The 16,330-nt window shown below is 62.5% G+C and carries 22 protein-coding genes; 12 read left to right on the top strand and 10 right to left on the bottom strand.

Translation table 11 applies throughout. The features are described 5' to 3' along the window. Window positions 1–51: 51 nt before the first annotated feature. The 9 genes from NKJ90_RS17210 to NKJ90_RS17170 form a co-directional block, all read right to left on the bottom strand. Window positions 52–486 carry a hypothetical protein gene (locus tag NKJ90_RS17210; RefSeq protein ID WP_023758628.1) on the bottom strand — a complete coding sequence of 145 codons (435 nt, stop codon included), beginning with the start codon at window positions 484–486 and terminating at the stop codon, window positions 52–54. Window positions 487–736: 250 nt separating this feature from the next. Next, complete coding sequence (locus NKJ90_RS17205; protein WP_023758629.1) at window positions 737–1,768, bottom strand: peptidoglycan -binding protein; 1,032 nt, start codon at window positions 1,766–1,768, stop codon at window positions 737–739. A gap of 1 nt (window position 1,769) precedes the next feature. After that, complete coding sequence (locus NKJ90_RS17200) at window positions 1,770–2,795, bottom strand: MotA/TolQ/ExbB proton channel family protein (protein ID WP_023758630.1); 1,026 nt, start codon at window positions 2,793–2,795, stop codon at window positions 1,770–1,772. A 106-nt stretch (window positions 2,796–2,901) separates the two neighbouring features. Next, entirely contained in the window at window positions 2,902–3,588 is a 687-nt protein-coding gene (trhA, locus tag NKJ90_RS17195) for a PAQR family membrane homeostasis protein TrhA (protein WP_023758631.1), read from the bottom strand. 121 nt (window positions 3,589–3,709) lie between these two features. Further along, window positions 3,710–4,510 (bottom strand): inositol monophosphatase family protein, encoded by an 801-nt coding sequence (locus tag NKJ90_RS17190; RefSeq protein WP_023758632.1) that lies wholly within the window; start codon window positions 4,508–4,510, stop codon window positions 3,710–3,712. An 84-nt stretch (window positions 4,511–4,594) separates the two neighbouring features. Next, window positions 4,595–5,161 carry an elongation factor P gene (gene efp / locus NKJ90_RS17185; protein WP_023758633.1) on the bottom strand — a complete coding sequence of 189 codons (567 nt, stop codon included), beginning with the start codon at window positions 5,159–5,161 and terminating at the stop codon, window positions 4,595–4,597. Window positions 5,162–5,300: 139 nt separating this feature from the next. Then, entirely contained in the window at window positions 5,301–6,296 is a 996-nt protein-coding gene (locus NKJ90_RS17180) for a tetratricopeptide repeat protein (protein WP_050589516.1), read from the bottom strand. Window positions 6,297–6,342: 46 nt separating this feature from the next. Next, window positions 6,343–6,990 (bottom strand): thiamine phosphate synthase, encoded by a 648-nt coding sequence (locus NKJ90_RS17175; RefSeq protein WP_023758635.1) that lies wholly within the window; start codon window positions 6,988–6,990, stop codon window positions 6,343–6,345. 132 nt (window positions 6,991–7,122) lie between these two features. Next, window positions 7,123–8,040 carry a DMT family transporter gene (locus tag NKJ90_RS17170; protein ID WP_023758637.1) on the bottom strand — a complete coding sequence of 306 codons (918 nt, stop codon included), beginning with the start codon at window positions 8,038–8,040 and terminating at the stop codon, window positions 7,123–7,125. 132 nt (window positions 8,041–8,172) lie between these two features. On the opposite strand from NKJ90_RS17170, the gene NKJ90_RS17165 reads away from it, so the two are divergent. Together NKJ90_RS17165 and NKJ90_RS17160 are read left to right on the top strand one after the other, a co-directional pair. Further along, window positions 8,173–8,652 carry an Lrp/AsnC family transcriptional regulator gene (locus NKJ90_RS17165; RefSeq protein WP_023758638.1) on the top strand — a complete coding sequence of 160 codons (480 nt, stop codon included), beginning with the start codon at window positions 8,173–8,175 and terminating at the stop codon, window positions 8,650–8,652. A 199-nt stretch (window positions 8,653–8,851) separates the two neighbouring features. Further along, a complete protein-coding gene (locus NKJ90_RS17160) occupies window positions 8,852–9,622 on the top strand; it encodes a sulfite exporter TauE/SafE family protein (RefSeq protein ID WP_023758639.1) in 771 nt (256 codons plus the stop codon). A gap of 36 nt (window positions 9,623–9,658) precedes the next feature. Here NKJ90_RS17160 and NKJ90_RS17155 read toward each other — a convergent pair whose 3' ends face one another. Next, entirely contained in the window at window positions 9,659–10,210 is a 552-nt protein-coding gene (locus tag NKJ90_RS17155; protein WP_023758640.1) for a DUF2269 family protein, read from the bottom strand. 329 nt (window positions 10,211–10,539) lie between these two features. Here NKJ90_RS17155 and NKJ90_RS17150 point away from each other — a divergent pair, with 329 nt between their 5' ends. The 10 genes from NKJ90_RS17150 (at window position 10,540) to ybgC (ending at window position 16,311) form a co-directional block, all read left to right on the top strand. Continuing rightward, a complete protein-coding gene (locus NKJ90_RS17150; RefSeq protein ID WP_023758641.1) occupies window positions 10,540–10,920 on the top strand; it encodes a hypothetical protein in 381 nt (126 codons plus the stop codon). A gap of 377 nt (window positions 10,921–11,297) precedes the next feature. Next, entirely contained in the window at window positions 11,298–11,831 is a 534-nt protein-coding gene (rcdA, locus tag NKJ90_RS17145; protein ID WP_023758642.1) for a protease adaptor protein RcdA, read from the top strand. Between the two features lie 179 nt (window positions 11,832–12,010). After that, a complete protein-coding gene (gene ruvC / locus NKJ90_RS17140) occupies window positions 12,011–12,532 on the top strand; it encodes a crossover junction endodeoxyribonuclease RuvC (protein WP_023758643.1) in 522 nt (173 codons plus the stop codon). A 44-nt stretch (window positions 12,533–12,576) separates the two neighbouring features. Beyond that, a complete protein-coding gene (locus NKJ90_RS17135) occupies window positions 12,577–12,846 on the top strand; it encodes an AbrB/MazE/SpoVT family DNA-binding domain-containing protein (RefSeq protein ID WP_023758644.1) in 270 nt (89 codons plus the stop codon). Continuing rightward, complete coding sequence (locus NKJ90_RS17130) at window positions 12,824–13,261, top strand: type II toxin-antitoxin system VapC family toxin (RefSeq protein ID WP_023758645.1); 438 nt, start codon at window positions 12,824–12,826, stop codon at window positions 13,259–13,261. The genes NKJ90_RS17135 and NKJ90_RS17130 overlap by 23 nt, the downstream gene beginning before the upstream one ends. Before the next feature lie 10 nt (window positions 13,262–13,271). Beyond that, entirely contained in the window at window positions 13,272–13,892 is a 621-nt protein-coding gene (gene ruvA / locus NKJ90_RS17125) for a Holliday junction branch migration protein RuvA (RefSeq protein ID WP_023758646.1), read from the top strand. A 67-nt stretch (window positions 13,893–13,959) separates the two neighbouring features. Continuing rightward, the gene (locus tag NKJ90_RS17120; RefSeq protein ID WP_023758647.1) at window positions 13,960–14,244 is read left to right on the top strand and encodes an AbrB/MazE/SpoVT family DNA-binding domain-containing protein; all 285 of its coding nucleotides are present in this window, start codon (window positions 13,960–13,962) and stop codon (window positions 14,242–14,244) included. After that, a complete protein-coding gene (locus tag NKJ90_RS17115; RefSeq protein ID WP_050589510.1) occupies window positions 14,241–14,645 on the top strand; it encodes a type II toxin-antitoxin system VapC family toxin in 405 nt (134 codons plus the stop codon). The genes NKJ90_RS17120 and NKJ90_RS17115 overlap by 4 nt, the downstream gene beginning before the upstream one ends. Next, window positions 14,642–15,679, top strand: coding sequence for a Holliday junction branch migration DNA helicase RuvB (gene ruvB / locus NKJ90_RS17110; RefSeq protein ID WP_023758649.1), 1,038 nt, complete (start codon window positions 14,642–14,644; stop codon window positions 15,677–15,679). Before NKJ90_RS17115 ends, ruvB begins: the two co-directional genes overlap by 4 nt. Before the next feature lie 155 nt (window positions 15,680–15,834). Beyond that, a complete protein-coding gene (gene ybgC, locus NKJ90_RS17105; RefSeq protein ID WP_023758650.1) occupies window positions 15,835–16,311 on the top strand; it encodes a tol-pal system-associated acyl-CoA thioesterase in 477 nt (158 codons plus the stop codon). Window positions 16,312–16,330: the final 19 nt, after the last annotated feature.

The following is a 16,330-nucleotide window of genomic DNA, read 5'->3' as shown; positions in this document are numbered from 1 at the left end:
TCCCGAGGGCGTCGGGCGGCCCTTCCTCTTGGACCGTCAGGGGCTACGGCTTCAGCCGTTCGGGTAGTTGCCGCCGTCGGCGCCGTCGCCCATCAGGAAGCCACTGCCGGTATTGAGCCTCAGCCGTTGGTCGACATTGTCGAGGCGGCGTAGCAGGTCATGGTATTGCGCGGCCGGTATCCTGCCATGATCCGACGCCGCGATTTTCTCAGCTGCCTGGGTAATGTGCGCGGTGCGCATTTCCAGCCGCTGCGCCACGGCCAGGGTGATGTTGTTGGCCCGCTTGGCGTCGACTATGCCTTGGCGAACGCCCTGGACCTGTTGGATGACACTGTCGATCCGGGGCCCCGTGAAATCGGTCGGGTCGGTTGCGTCGAGAGCACCCTTGTGATGGCCGGCGGCATAGGCGCCGGCAAGCGGAACGGCGATGAGAAACGCCGCGAGTGTTGCAGTTCTAAGCGGTGTCCTGGGAGTGAAAGAGCGCATCACGCGTCTCCTCTTGTAAAGGAAGGCGGCGGTTGTTCCGCCTGCCTTCTGGCCTTTGGGCCGTCCGGTTCCGTCGTGTCGCGATGCGGGAGACTCATCGCCGGCGGTTCTCAGCCCGGGCGGGAAGCTAGGACCGCCCTGCGACAATGTGTAATTAAAAAAAGATAATCTTTTCAGGTCTTGCCGGCGTCAGTCCACGCCCTAGAGTTGAGCCGACGAACAAATTCGCGTGAGCTCGCGTGATGAGAGATCAACGTTCGGTGAGCTTCAGTTCAATACGGCGGTTCTTGTTCCGCGCCTCTTCTGTGTCGGCGGCATCGAGCGGCTGAAACTCACCGAAGCCGGCGGCGACGAGCCGGTTGGCCGGCACGCCGTTCTCGATCAGAAATTTCACCACCGAGGTCGAACGCGCCGTCGACAACTCCCAATTGTCGCGATAGCGGCCGGTGCCGGAGAGCGGCTTGTTATCGGTATGGCCGTCGACGCGCAGCACCCAGTTGATTTCGGGCGGGATTTCCTTCTGCAACTCGATGATGGCGTCGGCGAGTTTCTTCATCTCGACCTTGCCGGCATCGTTGATCACCTCGGAGCCGGTCGGGAACAGCACTTCCGACTGGAAGACGAAGCGGTCGCCGACGATGCGGATATTCTCGCGGTCGGCGAGGATTTCGCGCAAGCGGCCGAAGAAGTCGGAGCGGTAGCGGTTCAGTTCCTGCACGCGCTGCGCCAACGCGACGTTCAGGCGGCGGCCGAGATCGGCGATCTTGGTGTTGGAATCGCGGTCGCGGGTTTCGGAGACGTTGAGCGCATCCTCGAGCGCGCCGATCTGCTTGCGCAAGGCCGCGATCTGCTGGTTGAGGATCTCGACCTGGCTCAGCGCCTGCTGACTGATCTGGCGCTGGTTATCGAGTTCGCCGCCCAGTGCCGCGGCGCGTTGGTTGGCGGCGTCACCGGCGCCCGCGCCTTGCGCCAGCAATTGTTCGAGCCGGCTCTTTTCCGCTTCGGTCGCCGACAGCGATGCCTGCAGATTGGCCAGCGAGTCATCCTTGTCCTGCGTTGATGAGCGCTCCAACGCCAGAAGCTGGGTCAATTCGTTGATTTGCGAGTTGAGGCGCGTGAGTGCCGTATCCTTGCCGGAAATTTCGCGACCGAGCAGGAACTGCGCCAGAACGAAGACGGTGAGCAGGAACATGATGGCCAGCAACAGCGTCGACAGCGCGTCGACGAAGCCCGGCCAATAGTCGATGCGGCGATCGGTGCGCCGGCCCCTGGCGAGTGCCACGTCAATGCACCCCAGGCTTCTTCAGGGCATCGGCGATCTTTTCCAGCGTGTTGCGCATCGCCTTCTGTTCGTCGGACTGGGCCTCGACCCAGTCGCGCATGATCTGCTGTTCCGAGCGCATGTTCTTGACCAGGCCGGAAATGCCGTCGGCGAGATTGGCCATGGCGGTGGCGACGCGTGGATTGGAGCCGCCGCCATTCTCCTGCATGCTGCGCAATCTTTCCGACAGGACCCGGATCTCGTCCGAGGATTCGGCCTTGGCCGGGTCAGAGACGACGATGTCGGACGACAGGTCGGTAACCGAGGACAGCCAGTTTTCCAGCTCGGTGTAGAAGCGCGTTTGGGCGCGGCCGGCCTGCAGGTCGAGGAAACCGAGCACCAGCGAGCCGGACAGGCCGAAGAGCGAGGACGAGAAGGCCGTGCCCATACCGGCCAGCGGCGCGGAAAGCCCTTGCTTGAGCGAATCGAGCACAGCCGCGGCGTCACCGGTGCCCGGATCGAGCGATTCAATCGTCTCGCGGATCGAGCCGATAGTGTTCAACAGGCCCCAGAAGGTGCCGAGCAGGCCGAGGAATACCAGCAGGCCGACGAGGTAGCGCGAGGTGTCGCGGCTTTCGTCGAGGCGCGTGGCGATGGAGTCGAGCATGGTGCGCATCGAGCTGGTCGAGAAAGCCGTGGCCGAGGAGCGGCCGATCATCGCCTTCATCGGCGCCAGCAGCACCGGTTCGGTGGTCTCCGAGCCGGCTCGGAAGGAGTTGACCCAACGAACTTCGCGAAACAGCCGTCCGACTTGGGCGAAGGCCAAGAGGATGCCGACCACCAGCACGCCCACGATCAGCCCGTTGAGGCCGGGATTGCTGCTGAAGGCGGTCGAGATCTGCCGGGTCAGGATGGCGGCGATGAAGGCGACGATGGCCAGGAAGATCACCATGGTCAGCAAAAAGACCTGCGGGCTTGAGAGTTTGTGCGGGTCGTAGATTAGGACATCAGAGCGCCTGCCCATGCCGAAGGATTTGAGAAAAGCCATCCGTGCCCCGTTTCCGATGCCGCCGCGATCACGTAAAGCGCGACTCTAAACGGAATTGTGACCAAATTGAATGGCGCTTGGCAAGATTGCCGCGTCGACGTCTGTGTCAGAGCCGATTGATGACCAGACAGTCGACCATGGCGGCCAGATGCAGGCCGGCGCCGGTGACGACGAAACCATGCCACAGCGCATTGTGGAAGCGCAGCCCCTTCCAGGCAAAGAAGACGACGCCGCAGGAGTAGACGATGCCGCCGGCGACGATGAGGGCGATCGACATCGTCGGCAGCGTCTGGACAAGGGGCTTGACCAGGATGATGCCGCTCCAGCCGATGGCGAGATAGAAGCCGATGGCCAGCCGGTCGAAACGGCCGGGAAAAAACACCTTGATGGCAATGCCCAGCACCGCTGCGGTCCAGACCAGGACAATCATCCAGCTCGCCAATGGCGAGCCTTCGAGCTGGGCCAGGAAAGGCGTGTAGGTCGCGGCGATCAGCAGATAGATCGCGGCGTGATCGAAACGTCGCAAGACCCATTTCGCCGGCGACGACACTGGCCAAAGATTGTAGGTCATCGACACCGACAGCACGGTGAGCAGCGAGACCACATAGAAGGCGGCGGCAATGTATTCGCCCGGCCCGACACGAAAGGCCGACAGCGCCAGCAATGCCGAACCGACCGATATCGCCAGCACGATGCCGACCGCGTGGACGATGCCGTCAGCGATCATCTCGGCGCGCGAATAGTGCCAGCGTCCAACGAATGGGATGTCGGGGGTGGGATCGATGTCGTTCACTGCCGGGTTTCCTGCGCCGAGCGCTCCAATTTGGACGCTCGCAGGGCAGTATTTCAAGTCTTGTTTGCGGTTTTACGACTGCGGCGCTTCAGCACGGCATGCCTTCAACGCGGCTTTCCTGTCAACGAGAAGAGAGCGGCTTCTTCACGGCCTTCAGCAGGGCTCGCTGGATGACCTCGTTGCCGGCGACAACCGAGCCGTTGTCGAGCATGTCCTGGCCGCCATCCATGTCGGAGACGAAGCCGCCCGCCTCGCGGATCAAAAGCAGCCCGGCGGCGATGTCCCAGGCGGACAGGCCCGTTTCCCAGAACCCGTCCATGCGGCCGGCGGCGACATAGGCAAGGTCGAGCGAGGCGGAGCCCATGCGGCGGACGCCGGAGACTTCGGCCATGACATTGCGCAGCTCGACGAGGAAATTGCCGTGATGGCCACGGCCGAGATGCGGCATGCCGCAGCCGATCACCGTGTCGACCAGTTTGATGCGTCCGGCGACGCGCAAGCGGCGGTCGTTCATGAAAGCGCCGCCGCCGCGTTCGCAGGTGTAGAGCTCGTCCATCGCCGGATTGTAGATGACGCCGGCAACGATCTGTCCCTGGCGTTCCAACGCGATCGAAACGGCAAAGAGCGGGATGCCGTGCAGGAAATTGGTGGTGCCGTCGAGCGGGTCGACGATCCAGCGATGCTGGCTGTCGTCACCCTCGACCGCGCCACGCTCTTCCATCAGGAAGGCATAGCCCGGCCTTGCCTTGGACAGTTCGGCAAAGACGATGTCCTCGGCCTTACGGTCGGCCTGACTGACATAGTCGCCGGGGCCTTTCATCGAGACCTGCAGGTTCTGCACCTCGCCGAAGTCGCGCGATAGCGAGCGGCCGGCCTTCATTGCGGCCTGGACCATGACGTTGAGGAGGGCTGAGCGTGCCATAGTGGTTCTTCCTGGTGCTTCGCTTTAGACACTGTCTTGATGTATGTCGGTGACCCAAAACCGGGGCCACCTGCGCGACATGCATCAGTCGGCGCGGCGCACGTAAGTGATTTCGTTGGTGTCGACGATGATGCGCTCGCCGGCGCCGATGAATGGCGGCACCAGCACGCGGATGCCGTTATCCAGGATCGCGGGCTTGTAGGATGAGGCCGCCGTCTGACCCTTCACCACCGGGTCCGCCTCGGTGATGGTCAGCGTCACATAGTCGGGCAGCGAAATGCCGATCGGCCGCTCTTCGTAGAGCTGGACCGTCACCATCATGCCGTCCTGCAGGAAGGCGGCGCGATCGCCGACGAAGTCCTTGTTCAGTTCGAGCTGCTCGTAACTTTGGGTGTCCATGAACACCAGCGCGTCTTCCTGCGCGTAGAGGAAGGAAAAGTCCTTCAGGTCGAGCCGGATCTGCTCGACCGTCTCGGCCGAGCGGAAGCGCTCATTGAGCTTGGTGCCGTTGATGAGGTTCTTCAGTTCGACCTGGTTGTAGGCGCCGCCCTTGCCGGGCTTGACGGTGTTGGTCCTGACCGCCACCCAAAGGCCGCCATCATGCTCGATGACATAGCCGGGACGGATTTCGTTGCCATTGATCTTGGCCATAATGAGGTGATCCGGGATGCTACCAACGGCCAGGCCGTGGTATGGGATGGTCGCTGCGAAAGCGATTTCGGGCTCCCAAGACCACAAAATGCCAGAAGAGGCAAGGGAGCGCCAAGTCGGGGTCGGGTTGGAGAGGCCGCTACGGCAGGCGGTTCGCCTTCTGCAGGGCCTGCTTGGTCTCGCCGTCGCTCAGCCCCTGCAGGAAATCGTCCATCTGCGGATCGATGAGGCCGGCGCGGCGGGCGACGATGTACCAGGCGCCGGCAAGGACGAGATCCGGATCGGTGCCGATGCCTTGCATATAGAGCTTGGCCAGGCGATTCTGAGCGGCGACATTGCCGCCTTCCGCCGCCTGCTTCGTCCAGCCGAAGGCGGATTTCAGGTCGCGCGCACCGCCGCGGCCTTCGATCATCCAGGCGGCGAGATCGATCTGCGCGGTGTCGTAGTTCTGTTGTGCCGCCTGCGCCAGCAGGCGCCTTGCCTGCACATCGTCACGCGGCCTGCCGCCGACGCCATTGGCGTAGATCTGCGACATCGCATACTGCGCGTCGGCAAGGCCCGTAGCGGCGGCGCGCTCATAGTAGGAGACCGCCTTCGCCATGCCGGCGTCGCCGGGGTCCTGCTGGACCAGCATCTGCGCGAAATTGAACTGCGCCAGCCGGTTGCCGGCTTCCGCGGCGGCCTGCATCAACGCATAGGCCTCCTTTTCGTCCTTCTTGACGTAGCGGCCGTCGAGCAGCATCAGGGCGTACTGGAACTGCGCTTCGGGTACACCCTGCTCGGCGGCCAACGCGTACCATTTCGCCGCCTCCGCCGAATTGAGCGGCACACCAAGCCCGCGCGACAGGATCTCGGCGACCAGGGTCTGCGCCGCCGGATCGCCGTTTTGCGCCCGGACCAGTGCCAGATTGTAGGCCGTCTTGTAGAGCCCGCGCTGGAAGGCGCCATAGGCCGCATCGGCGGGTTTTGCGCCGAAGCGGTCGGGGTTGACAGCGTCGGCGGAGGGCAGCGGCGTCGGTTCGGCCGTGGTGGCCGGCTGCGGCAGCGGCTGTTCGATCGGCTTGTTCGCGTGTGCGCCGACATCGGGTTTGGGCTGCGGCAGCAGGATGGTCTCGGCGGCCGCTGCCTGAACCATCAGCGCCGCAAGCAGAGCCTGGAGGGGGAGCCTCGCCCAGGGCACGTCAGTCCTCGAAGCGCGGCGCGGTTTCGTCGAGCAGCGCGTTGGCACTGGCGACGGCTGTCTTGGGATCGGTGCCGTCCGCGAATACGGCGCTCGACAGCGCCACGAACTCGGCACCTGTGGCACCCACCGCTTCGACCGAGGCAATGTCGGATCCGGCCATGACGATGCACGGGATCTGGATCATATCCGCCCACCATCTGCCGAGCGACAGGTTGCGCGGGTGCGGTTCTGGCTTGTTGTCGTAACCGAAGCGGCCGAAGAAGATGTAATCGGGCCGTGTTTCGCCAAGCTCAAGCGCGTCGTCACGTGTCTTGGCGCCGCCGGTGCCGACCATCATCTTTGCCTGGAAATGCTCGATCGTCTCGGCCAGTTCGGCCTTGGAGACCTCGACATGGATACCGTCGGCCTGGACGCGGCCAGCTATACGGGTGTCGCCGGCAATGATCACCGCCGCACCGGCGGCTTGCGCCGCGGGCACGACCTGTTCGGCGAAAGCCTGGAAGGAGGCCTCGTCCATGCCGTTCTCGGGCAGGATCAGCGACGCGACGTCGCCGCCTTCGAATGCCGCGGCGATACGGGCGGCCGGCACGCCGGGCGGCGCGATCAGCACGATGCGACAGCGATTGGGGGGCGTTGCGTCATTCATGGTTCTTCGGATCCCGCGTTTCGCCTATGCCGGGCGAAGATGGTTGGATTGCGGCATAGAGCAAAGTGCCCGCTTTGAACAGGCGGGCAGCCGGGATACCGATGTGGGCCCGCCGGACGCCGGCGGACCGCTTCATTTAACCGGGTGTGGACTTGCGATGGGCGTTTGGCCCTTCCACAGCCTCCAGCCGAGATTCATGCCGGCAGCGGCGATCAGAATCGCGGTGGCGCCGACGATCTGGCTCAGATACAGCCGATGGCCGAAGGCGACGACATCGACCAGAATGGCGACCACCGGGTAGATGAAGGATAGCGATCCCTGCAGATGCGTCGGCAGTTTCTGGATGGCGCCGTACATCAATATATACATCAGGCCCGTATGGACGATGCCGAGCGTCGCCAGCATGGTCCAGCTCCATGCATCGGCCGGAAGCTGCGAAAAATTGGCGAACGGAGCCAGCATAACGACGCCGACGCAGACCTGGATCAGTGCGATCAAGTGCGGCGGCGTGCCCTTGAGCTTCTTGGTGACAATGGCGGCAACGGCCCAGAAAAAAGCCGCTCCCAACGCCATGACGATGCCGGTAAAATAGTCCGTGCCGGCCATGTCGGCACTGGGTCCGGCATCAGGAGCGGCCTGCACGATCAGCACCATGCCGGCGAAGGCGATGGCCAGCCAGGTCAGCTTGGTCAGGGTCAGCCGCTCGGCGAAGAAGAGCGCGCCGAAGCCGACCAGCATGAAGGGCTGCGTGTTGTAGACAGCGGTGGCGATCGAGATCGACGCGCGGGAGAAAGCGCTGAACAGCAAAAGCCAGTTGACGACGATGGCGACGCCGCCGAGTGCGGCGATGCCGATGATACGCAATGACAGCCTGTTGCGCAGCAAGCCCAGCCCGGCGCAGATGATGAGCAGCGTCAGCGCGCCGAACGCGCAGCGCCAGAACACCACATCCATGATCGGCTGGCCGGACAGCACGACGAACCATCCGATCGTTCCCAGGATCGCCATTGCGGCGGACATTTCGACCGTGCCACGCACCGTGTCGTTCACAACAAACCTCCGTATCAGTTGAGCCGTTATGATCTCATGTGGTGACGCGGCTTTCTATCCGATAGGAAAGGAGATATTGATAAATGACCTAACTATATTAGGCCATGGTTCCAAATCAGCGGGAAATGTAAAATGCTTGATGATCTCGACCGAAATCTCCTCGAAATCCTAGTCAAGGATGCGCGGACCTCGCTGAAGGAGTTGGCCGCTCAGGTCGGGCTGTCATCGCCAAGCGTTTCGGAGCGGCTTCGACGGCTCGAGGAGCGCGGTGTCATCCGCGCGTTCACCGTCGAGATCGATCCGCTGGCGCTTGGCTATGCGTTGCAGGCGATCGTGCGCATCCGGCCTCTGCCGGGCAAGCTGCACATCGTCCAGAAGCTGATCGAGGAAATCCCCGAATTCGGCGAATGCGACAAGGTGACCGGCGATGACTGTTTCGTCGCCCGGCTGTTCGTGCGCTCGATCGGCGACCTCGACGGGATTCTCGACCGCATCGCCGACAAGGCCGAGACCAGCACCGCCATCATCAAGGCGCAGCCGATCCGGCGCCGGCCTCCACCGCTCGATGCAACGGCGCCTCGTGGCAGGGCAAAGCTCGTGCACGCATCCTGAACGGACTAGTCACGGCCGGTTTTCAGAGGACTGAATCGAAGGATCTCAAGCGGCCAATGTTCCTGCTGGTCTCGGCCAGTCGATAGGCAGTGCCTGCCATGGCAGTGTGCACAAGCCATGCCGATATTTGCTGTCGCTCAGCTCGGATTCTGGGTTATTCAAGCACCGACACGCTTTCCCTCCAGACCAGTTCCCTCCCATGTCAGGCCTGCTTTTCGATCCGTGGTTCTATGCGGCTGCCATTCCGGCGGTCATTCTGGTCGGCCTGTCCAAGGGCGGGTTTGGCGGCGCCGTCGGTTTCGTTGGCGTGCCGCTGATGGCGCTGACCATGCCCCCGGTGCAGGCGGCCGCTATCCTGCTGCCAATCCTGTGCCTGATGGACATCGTGTCGGTGTGGACATGGTGGGGTGTCTTTGACCGGAAGATGCTGTCCGACATGATGCCGGGAGCGGTCATCGGCATAGGGCTTGGCTGGCTGACGGCGGCATTGGTCACCGAAGGGGCAGTGCGGCTGATCGTCGGTGCCGTCGCCATAATCTTCGTCCTGCGCTGGCTCTATCTGCAGTTTCGCCATGGCGCCGGTCACGCGGCCGCGCCCAACCGCGTGGCTGCGGCCGCCTGGGGTACGGTCGCGGGCTTCACCAGCTTCGTTGCCCATGTCGGCGGCCCGCCCTTCCAGGTCTATGCCTTGCCGATCCGCCTCGATCCCAAGGTCCTGTCGGGCACGGCGGCGATCTTCTTTGCCGCCACCAATGCGCTGAAGCTGGTGCCCTATTTCGCGCTCGGCCAGTTCGACACCGCCAATTTGACGGCGTCGGCGGTGCTGATGCCGCTGGCGCCGCTCTCGACCATAGCCGGGGCGTGGCTGGTGCGGCGGATGCGCCCCGAAATCTTCTATCCCTTCACCTATGCAACCGTCGCGGTCGTGGCGCTGAAGTTGCTGTGGGACGGCATTGTTGGCCTGATGTAAAATAGGTGAGGCGGCTGCCGCCCTCTCTATCTGGGATCAGGCGGCGCTGGGTACGAGGCGACGGTTGCCGCCAAAGGCCAGTGCCGCGCCAACCAGGATGACCAGCACCATGCCGGCGAGGACGCCGATGTCACGCGCAGTCGGCTTGAGGACCATGTCGGCAATGATCACCAGCATCACCGCATAGTCGAAGCGTGCCGCGCGCATCATGCGGTCACCGATGGCAAGAACAGCCGATGTTACGCCCTCCTTGGCGATCATCTCGCCGATGCGCTCGCCGGTCGGCTTGAAGATGAGCATGCCGATCGAAAAGGTCGTGGCGTAGCCGGCAAGGCCGATCAGTATCCACAGGTCGGAGAAGCCGACCCAGAAGCTGCACATGATGAGGCCGAAGATCAGCGTCAGCATCGACATCGGCGCAAAAAACCTGCCGCCCAGTTGGCCGCTGGCGCGCATCGCCTGCAGCTTGTCCTCGATGTTGCCCGCCCGCTCGGCAAGCACGCCGAGAAGGAACAGCACGAAGCCACCACCAACCCACAGAACGGCCGAGATGACGTGAAGGAATTTGACGATCGAATACCAGTCCATGATGTGCTCCTTCAGTGTTCTGGTCGGATTTGCGGCGGCGTGATTTGCGCCGGCCGTCAGAGGAGCGGGCGTTTAGCGCGGTGCCTGTTTCGGAACGATGTCGCCTAAAGCCCGGCTTCGTTTCAGCGCAATGAAGAAGCGGCTGAGATAGTGAACGCGCTATCTGATTTCCTGCTAATATACGCATTGTCGGGAGGGAGTCGGCGCGATATCGTCCGGAATATTGCCGATGCTTGATAGTGCGCTAGCGTCGGGAGTCCGCGGCGACAACAGTCGCTTGACGATCAATCCACTCCCGCAAACGGGAAAGACATTTCGAGGGGAACATTATGCAAGGGGTAGCACGGAATTTCTTCACGCTGGCCATTATCTATGCGTTGTGCGGCATGGCGCTCGGTATCCACATGGCGATCAGCGAAGACCATGGCCAGATGCCAACCCATGCCCACACGATGGTCGCCGGATGGCTGATGTCGTCGGTCTTCGCCTTTTTCTACCATCTGTTTCCGGCCGTCGGGCAAAAGGTCCTGGCCAAGGTTCATTTCTGGCTGACTGCCATCAGCGGTATCGGGCTCATGATCGGCCTTTACATCCTGCTCGCCGGCAATCCGGGGATAGAACCGCTGCTCGGGATTTCCTCGATCGCGTTCTATGCGGGCATATTGCTGTTTGCCCTCATCGCTTTGCCGGCGGTCTGGAAGACGGCCTGAGCTGAACCAGAGGCAGTGAGGCTGTACTGTTACGGCACAGGATTGCGGCGTTCGGTCAAAAAACATCCGCGCCGTTAAGGCTTCATTAAGCTTTACAGGCGTTTACTATGTGCATCCAGTGATCTGGATTCTTACCGAGTGGTTGGAGCCACTTTGTTTGACGCCTCCCTGTTAAACTCCTGAGAGCCGCCTTATCCGCGGCTCTTTTTTTTGTCCGCATTTTCGGGGCAGGGGCCAGTGGACCGACGTTAACCTTCTGTTAAACATGTGCTTGCCTTCACCGGTGACGAAGCGCATTTTCAAGCTTCAGTCAGACGGGTTTCCGGGTGTATCGGCAGGGAGCCGAATCAGCCGGTTGCAAGTGCAGGGGCGTATCAATGAACGAGCTTTCGAAGGGCAGTGCGAAAACCGTCAAGCTGGCGGAACGCCGGGTTTTCTCGCAATCCTTCAAGCCGCTTTACCAGGAAGGTATGGGCCTCGTCGAACAGGCCGCCGAATACCTCGACGGCAAGGGCCGGGCCGAGGCGAAGAAACTATCCAGGCTGGCGGCCACCCTCTACGCGGCCGAATCGATGCGGCTGACCACCAGGCTTATGCAGGTTGCGTCGTGGCTGCTTTTGCAGCGCGCCGCCAACTCCGGCGAGATGACCCGCGACCAGGTCGCGTCTGAAAAATCCAAGGTGCGCCTCGACACCGCTTCCGCCCGTGACGAAGCCGCCGGCTGGGCCGAACTGCCCGAGGATTTCCTCGACCTCGTCACCCGCTCGCTGCGCCTGCAGGCACTGGTCCGCCGCATGGACGAGGAAATCTATGGCTCCGGCGCAGTGGCCGACATGCAGCCAGCGGCTCGCCGCCCCAATCCGGTTTCCGACCAGATCAGCCTGCTCAACACAGCTTTCGCCAGAGGCTAATGCATGTTGCCCAAAAGTGGGCCCCGGTTTTGGGAGAACGACATGCATCGCATCAAAAACCTAAAGCGCGTCGCCTGAATCCGTTCAAACGCGACGCGCTTTAGACCTCGGGCACTCCTCTGTTTCCGGTTTGTTCACATTTCGCTGGCATCGCTGTCCATCGGAGGTAGACTGGACGCATGGGGGAAGCGATTCGCATTATCGGTATCGATCCGGGGCTTCGGCGCACCGGCTGGGGGATTGTCGAAAGCCTCGGCAATTCGCTGCGCTTCATTGCTTCCGGCACCGTGAAGTCCGACGACAAGGCGGCTCTGGCGACGCGGCTCTGCCAATTGCATGACGGGCTCGCCGAAATCCTGCACCGCGCGATGCCGCACGAGGCGGCCGTCGAACAGACCTTCGTCAACAAGGACGCCGTGGCGACGCTGAAGCTCGGCCAGGCGCGCGGCATCGCCATGCTGGTGCCGGCGCGTGCCGGGCTCGTCGTTGCCGAATATGCGCCCAACGCCGTCAAGAAGGCGGTGATCGGCGTTGGTCATGGCGACAAGAAGCAGATCCACATGATGGTGAAGGTGCTGTTGCCGAAAGCCAGCTTCGATACCGAACATGCCGCGGATGCGCTGGCCATTGCCATCTGCCATGCGCATCATCGGCAGAGTATCGCGTACCGGATGGCGCTTGCCGGCCAGCTATGTTCTTGACTTGTTCACGCTGTGCGGATAAGTAATACCGCAAAGGTATTACCATGCGCGTGACCACCAAGGGGCAAGTTACGATCCCCAAGCCGATAAGGGACCGTCTGGGCATCGGCCCGGGCTCCGAGGTGGAATTCGTGGCCACCGACGGGGACGTTCGGCTGGTTGCCGTCAACGAGAATATCTCCGAAGAGGAGAAGTTGCGCAGGTTCAGCGATGTCCTTGACCGGATGGATGGGACGTTGGACCTGGGAGGCATGACCACCGATCAATATATGGAGTGGTTGAGGGGGCCGCGTGAAGATCTCGACGTTGATTGACACCAATGTCCTGATCGACGTCTGGGGACCGCCCGGACCGCTGAAAAGATGGTCGGCCTGGGCGATTGCTTCCTGCCGCCGCGACGGAGCCTTGGTGGTCAACACGATCGTCTGGTCCGAGCTCGCGCCGCTGATCGCGACGGAGACGGCACTTCGAAAAGCAGTCGACATGCTCGAGATGGATCGCGAGTTCCTGCCTTGGGAGGCGGCTTTCCTTGCAGGCGTCACGCATTCCCGCTATCGCCGGGCCAGCGGCGTTCGGGAAAGAACCTCGCCTGATTTCTTCATTGGCGCCCATGCGACCGTTGCAGGACATCGTCTTTTGACACGCGACGCGGCCCGTTATCGCAGGTACTTTCCCGACCTCGACATCATCTGTCCGGAAACGCACCCAAGAGGGGCCTATCTTCCATGAAAGATCTGGCATGATCGGCAAGCTCAAGGGCACGCTGGACGAGATCGATGAGGATCATTGCCTCGTCGACATCCATGGCGTCGGCTATGTCGCCTATTGCTCGGCGCGCACGCTGGCCGCGCTGCCTTCGCCCGGCGAAGCTGTGGTGCTGTTCATCGAAACCTATGTGCGCGAGGACATGCTGCGGCTCTACGGCTTTCAGTCGGTGCTGGAGCGCGAATGGTTCCGGCTCTTGATGAACAATGTACCGGGCGTCGGCGCCAAGGTGGCACTGGCTATCCTGTCAACGCTGGCGCCGGCGGATCTCGCCAATGCGATTGCGCTGCGCGACATCGCCATGGTTTCTCGCGCGCCGGGCGTCGGCAAGAAGGTGGCCGAGCGCATCGTCACCGAGTTGAAGAACAAGGCGCCGGCCTATGCCGGGTCCGCTTCGGGGACCATCGGCCTGAAGCAGGAGCTCGGCGACGGCGTGGCATCCGCGCCGATTGCCGACGCCGTCTCGGCACTGGTCAATCTCGGCTATTCGCGCGACACCGCGGCCAACGCGGTCGCGGCGGCGCTGAAGACGGCGGGCGAGCATGCGGATGCGCCGAGGCTGATCCGTTTCGGGTTGAAGGAACTGGCGCGGTGACATGGTTGTGGAAAAGAAAAATCCGGCTATCATATGATTGGTAAGAGATTTCTTAGAAAGTAAGAAAATGGGCGCTTACGCCAGTCTGACCTCGAAGGGTCAGCTTACAATTCCAAAAGATGTCCGGGACGCGTTGTCACTCAAAACGGGTGACATGATCGCCTGGACGGTCATGGATGGCTATCTGATTGGAACGCCGCGCAATCTCGACTTTGCAGACCTCGCCGGATTTCTGGGCGATCCGCCCGGCGGTCCGGCGTCACTAGAAGAAATCGACCTCGCGGTGCGGGATGCCGTTGGCAGGCATGTTGTCGGCGGCGGGTCGCAAGGCGGACGAGAGGGCGACGAGTGACGTCGATCGGCATTGATACGAACGTTCTGCTTCGAATGGTGCTGAACGATGATGCAGAGCAGCGGGTGAAGGCCCTCGCATTCGGCGAAGGCCTCAGCGCCGGTGCTCCCGGCTTCGTCAGTTTGATCGTGCTGGTGGAATTCAGCTGGTCGTTGATTTCGCGCTATAGGCTACCGAAAGAGCAGATGCAGGCGGCAATCCAGAGACTGTTGAAGATCAAGACACTGTTGTTCGAAGATTTCGATGCCATCGTGGTTGCGCTCGAAAGATCGAATTCGCCGCAGGTGGACTTTGCCGATGCATTGATCGCCGAGCACAATCGAAATCTGGGTTGCTCGCATACAGTCACGTTCGATCAGCGGGCCGCCAAATCCATTGCCAGTATGGAACTGCTCGCATGAGCCTGTCGCCCCGACTGATTGCGCCCGAAAAACGCGGCGAGGATGCCGAGCAGACCTTGCGGCCGCAGACGCTCGACGATTTCGTCGGCCAGGCAGCGGTGCGGGCCAATCTGAAGGTGTTCGTCGAGGCCGCCAAGGGCCGCAACGAAGCGCTCGACCATGTGCTGTTCGTCGGGCCGCCGGGCCTTGGCAAGACGACGCTGGCGCAGATCATGGCACGCGAACTCGGCGTCAATTTCCGCTCGACCTCCGGCCCGGTCATCGCCAAGGCCGGCGATCTCGCGGCACTGCTGACCAATCTCGAAGAAGGCGATGTGCTGTTCATCGACGAGATCCATCGCCTGAGCCCGGCGGTGGAGGAGATCCTCTACCCGGCGATGGAGGATTTCCAGCTCGACCTGATCATCGGCGAAGGACCGGCGGCGCGCTCGGTCAAGATCGACCTCGCGCGCTTCACCCTGGTCGCCGCCACCACGCGGCTCGGCCTGCTCACCAATCCGCTGCGCGATCGTTTCGGCATTCCGGTGCGGCTCAATTTCTACACCGTCGAGGAGCTGGAGCAGATCGTGCGTCGCGGCGCCCGCATCCTGCAGATGGCGCTCGGCGACGATGGCGCGCTGGAGATCGCGCGGCGCGCGCGCGGCACGCCACGCATCGCCGGGAGGCTGCTGCGCCGCGTGCGCGATTTCGCCTCGGTCGCCGGCGATGGTCATGTCAACCGGCAGATCGCCGACGAGGCGTTGACCCGGCTGGAAGTCGACGCGCTCGGCCTAGATGCGCTCGACCGCCGCTATCTGTCGATGATCGCCCGCAATTTCGGTGGCGGGCCGGTCGGCATCGAGACGATCGCCGCCGGCCTGTCCGAGCCGCGCGACGCCATCGAGGACATCATCGAGCCCTATCTGATCCAGCAGGGTTTCATCCAGCGCACGCCGCGCGGCCGAATGCTGACGGCCAATGCCTGGCGTCATCTCGGCCTGGATGCGCCGAAGGACCTGGCGCAGCAGCAGATCAACCTGTTCCAGGAAGAGTAGTTTTCCGAGAAGGCCGCTGCCCGGCCTGACGGCACCGAAGCCACCAGCACTAGCAACGCCGCCGACAAGGTCTTGATCATCGCCGTCAACAGTGCCATCCGATGCTATGTCCCGCGAGGAACAGGTGCCTCGTCGGGACTGAAAAAGGAAGCGCAATGGGCGATCATGGTGATTCGGCTCCGCTGCTGGCCGGACTTTCCGGCGCGCTGACGACGTTCGGCCACCGGCTGATGGCGCGGGTCTATTATGCCGACACCGATTTCTCGGGTGTCGTCTATCATGCGCGCTATCTCGAATTCTTCGAACGCGGCCGCTCCGACTATCTGAGACTCACCGGCGTGCATCACACCGAGCTTGCCGACGGCAAGCATGGCGAAAGAATTGTCTGGGTGGTGCGGCGCATGGAGATCGATTTTCGCGGCCCCGCCCGCATCGACGACATCCTGACGGTCGACACAAGCACCGAGGACATTTCCGGCGCGCGCATCTTCATGGCGCAGCAGCTCAAGCGCGGCGACGACGTGCTGGTGGAGGCCAAGGTCGAGGCGGCGATCATTGGCGAGAATGGCCGGCCAAGACGCTTTCCCAGGGAATGGGTGGCGGCGTTCATGCCCAAGGCCGCCGCCGACTAGCCCCGTTGCGATCAATTTG

The organism is Mesorhizobium sp. M0051, from assembly GCF_040323235.1.
Taxonomy (GTDB): Bacteria; Pseudomonadota; Alphaproteobacteria; order Rhizobiales; family Rhizobiaceae; genus Mesorhizobium.
The sequence above is the reverse complement of the archived record's forward strand: the minus strand, read 5'-3'. Positions and strand labels throughout refer to the sequence as shown.

Coding starts and splice junctions, on each gene's coding strand:
- NKJ90_RS17180 (WP_050589516.1), bottom strand. CDS start 6,296: ATGGTTCAGGCAGCGGCCGCCGAGACCATCCTGCTGCCGCAGCCCAAA.
- NKJ90_RS17175 (WP_023758635.1), bottom strand. CDS start 6,990: ATGAATGACGCAACGCCCCCCAATCGCTGTCGCATCGTGCTGATCGCG.
- ruvB (WP_023758649.1), top strand. CDS start 14,642: ATGAGCCTGTCGCCCCGACTGATTGCGCCCGAAAAACGCGGCGAGGAT.
- NKJ90_RS17150 (WP_023758641.1), top strand. CDS start 10,540: ATGCAAGGGGTAGCACGGAATTTCTTCACGCTGGCCATTATCTATGCG.
- NKJ90_RS17210 (WP_023758628.1), bottom strand. CDS start 486: ATGCGCTCTTTCACTCCCAGGACACCGCTTAGAACTGCAACACTCGCG.
- NKJ90_RS17135 (WP_023758644.1), top strand. CDS start 12,577: ATGCGCGTGACCACCAAGGGGCAAGTTACGATCCCCAAGCCGATAAGG.
- ybgC (WP_023758650.1), top strand. CDS start 15,835: ATGGGCGATCATGGTGATTCGGCTCCGCTGCTGGCCGGACTTTCCGGC.
- NKJ90_RS17200 (WP_023758630.1), bottom strand. CDS start 2,795: ATGGCTTTTCTCAAATCCTTCGGCATGGGCAGGCGCTCTGATGTCCTA.
- efp (WP_023758633.1), bottom strand. CDS start 5,161: ATGGCCAAGATCAATGGCAACGAAATCCGTCCCGGCTATGTCATCGAG.
- NKJ90_RS17155 (WP_023758640.1), bottom strand. CDS start 10,210: ATGGACTGGTATTCGATCGTCAAATTCCTTCACGTCATCTCGGCCGTT.
- ruvC (WP_023758643.1), top strand. CDS start 12,011: ATGGGGGAAGCGATTCGCATTATCGGTATCGATCCGGGGCTTCGGCGC.
- NKJ90_RS17190 (WP_023758632.1), bottom strand. CDS start 4,510: ATGGCACGCTCAGCCCTCCTCAACGTCATGGTCCAGGCCGCAATGAAG.
- NKJ90_RS17120 (WP_023758647.1), top strand. CDS start 13,960: ATGGGCGCTTACGCCAGTCTGACCTCGAAGGGTCAGCTTACAATTCCA.
- NKJ90_RS17165 (WP_023758638.1), top strand. CDS start 8,173: ATGCTTGATGATCTCGACCGAAATCTCCTCGAAATCCTAGTCAAGGAT.
- ruvA (WP_023758646.1), top strand. CDS start 13,272: ATGATCGGCAAGCTCAAGGGCACGCTGGACGAGATCGATGAGGATCAT.
- NKJ90_RS17160 (WP_023758639.1), top strand. CDS start 8,852: ATGTCAGGCCTGCTTTTCGATCCGTGGTTCTATGCGGCTGCCATTCCG.
- rcdA (WP_023758642.1), top strand. CDS start 11,298: ATGAACGAGCTTTCGAAGGGCAGTGCGAAAACCGTCAAGCTGGCGGAA.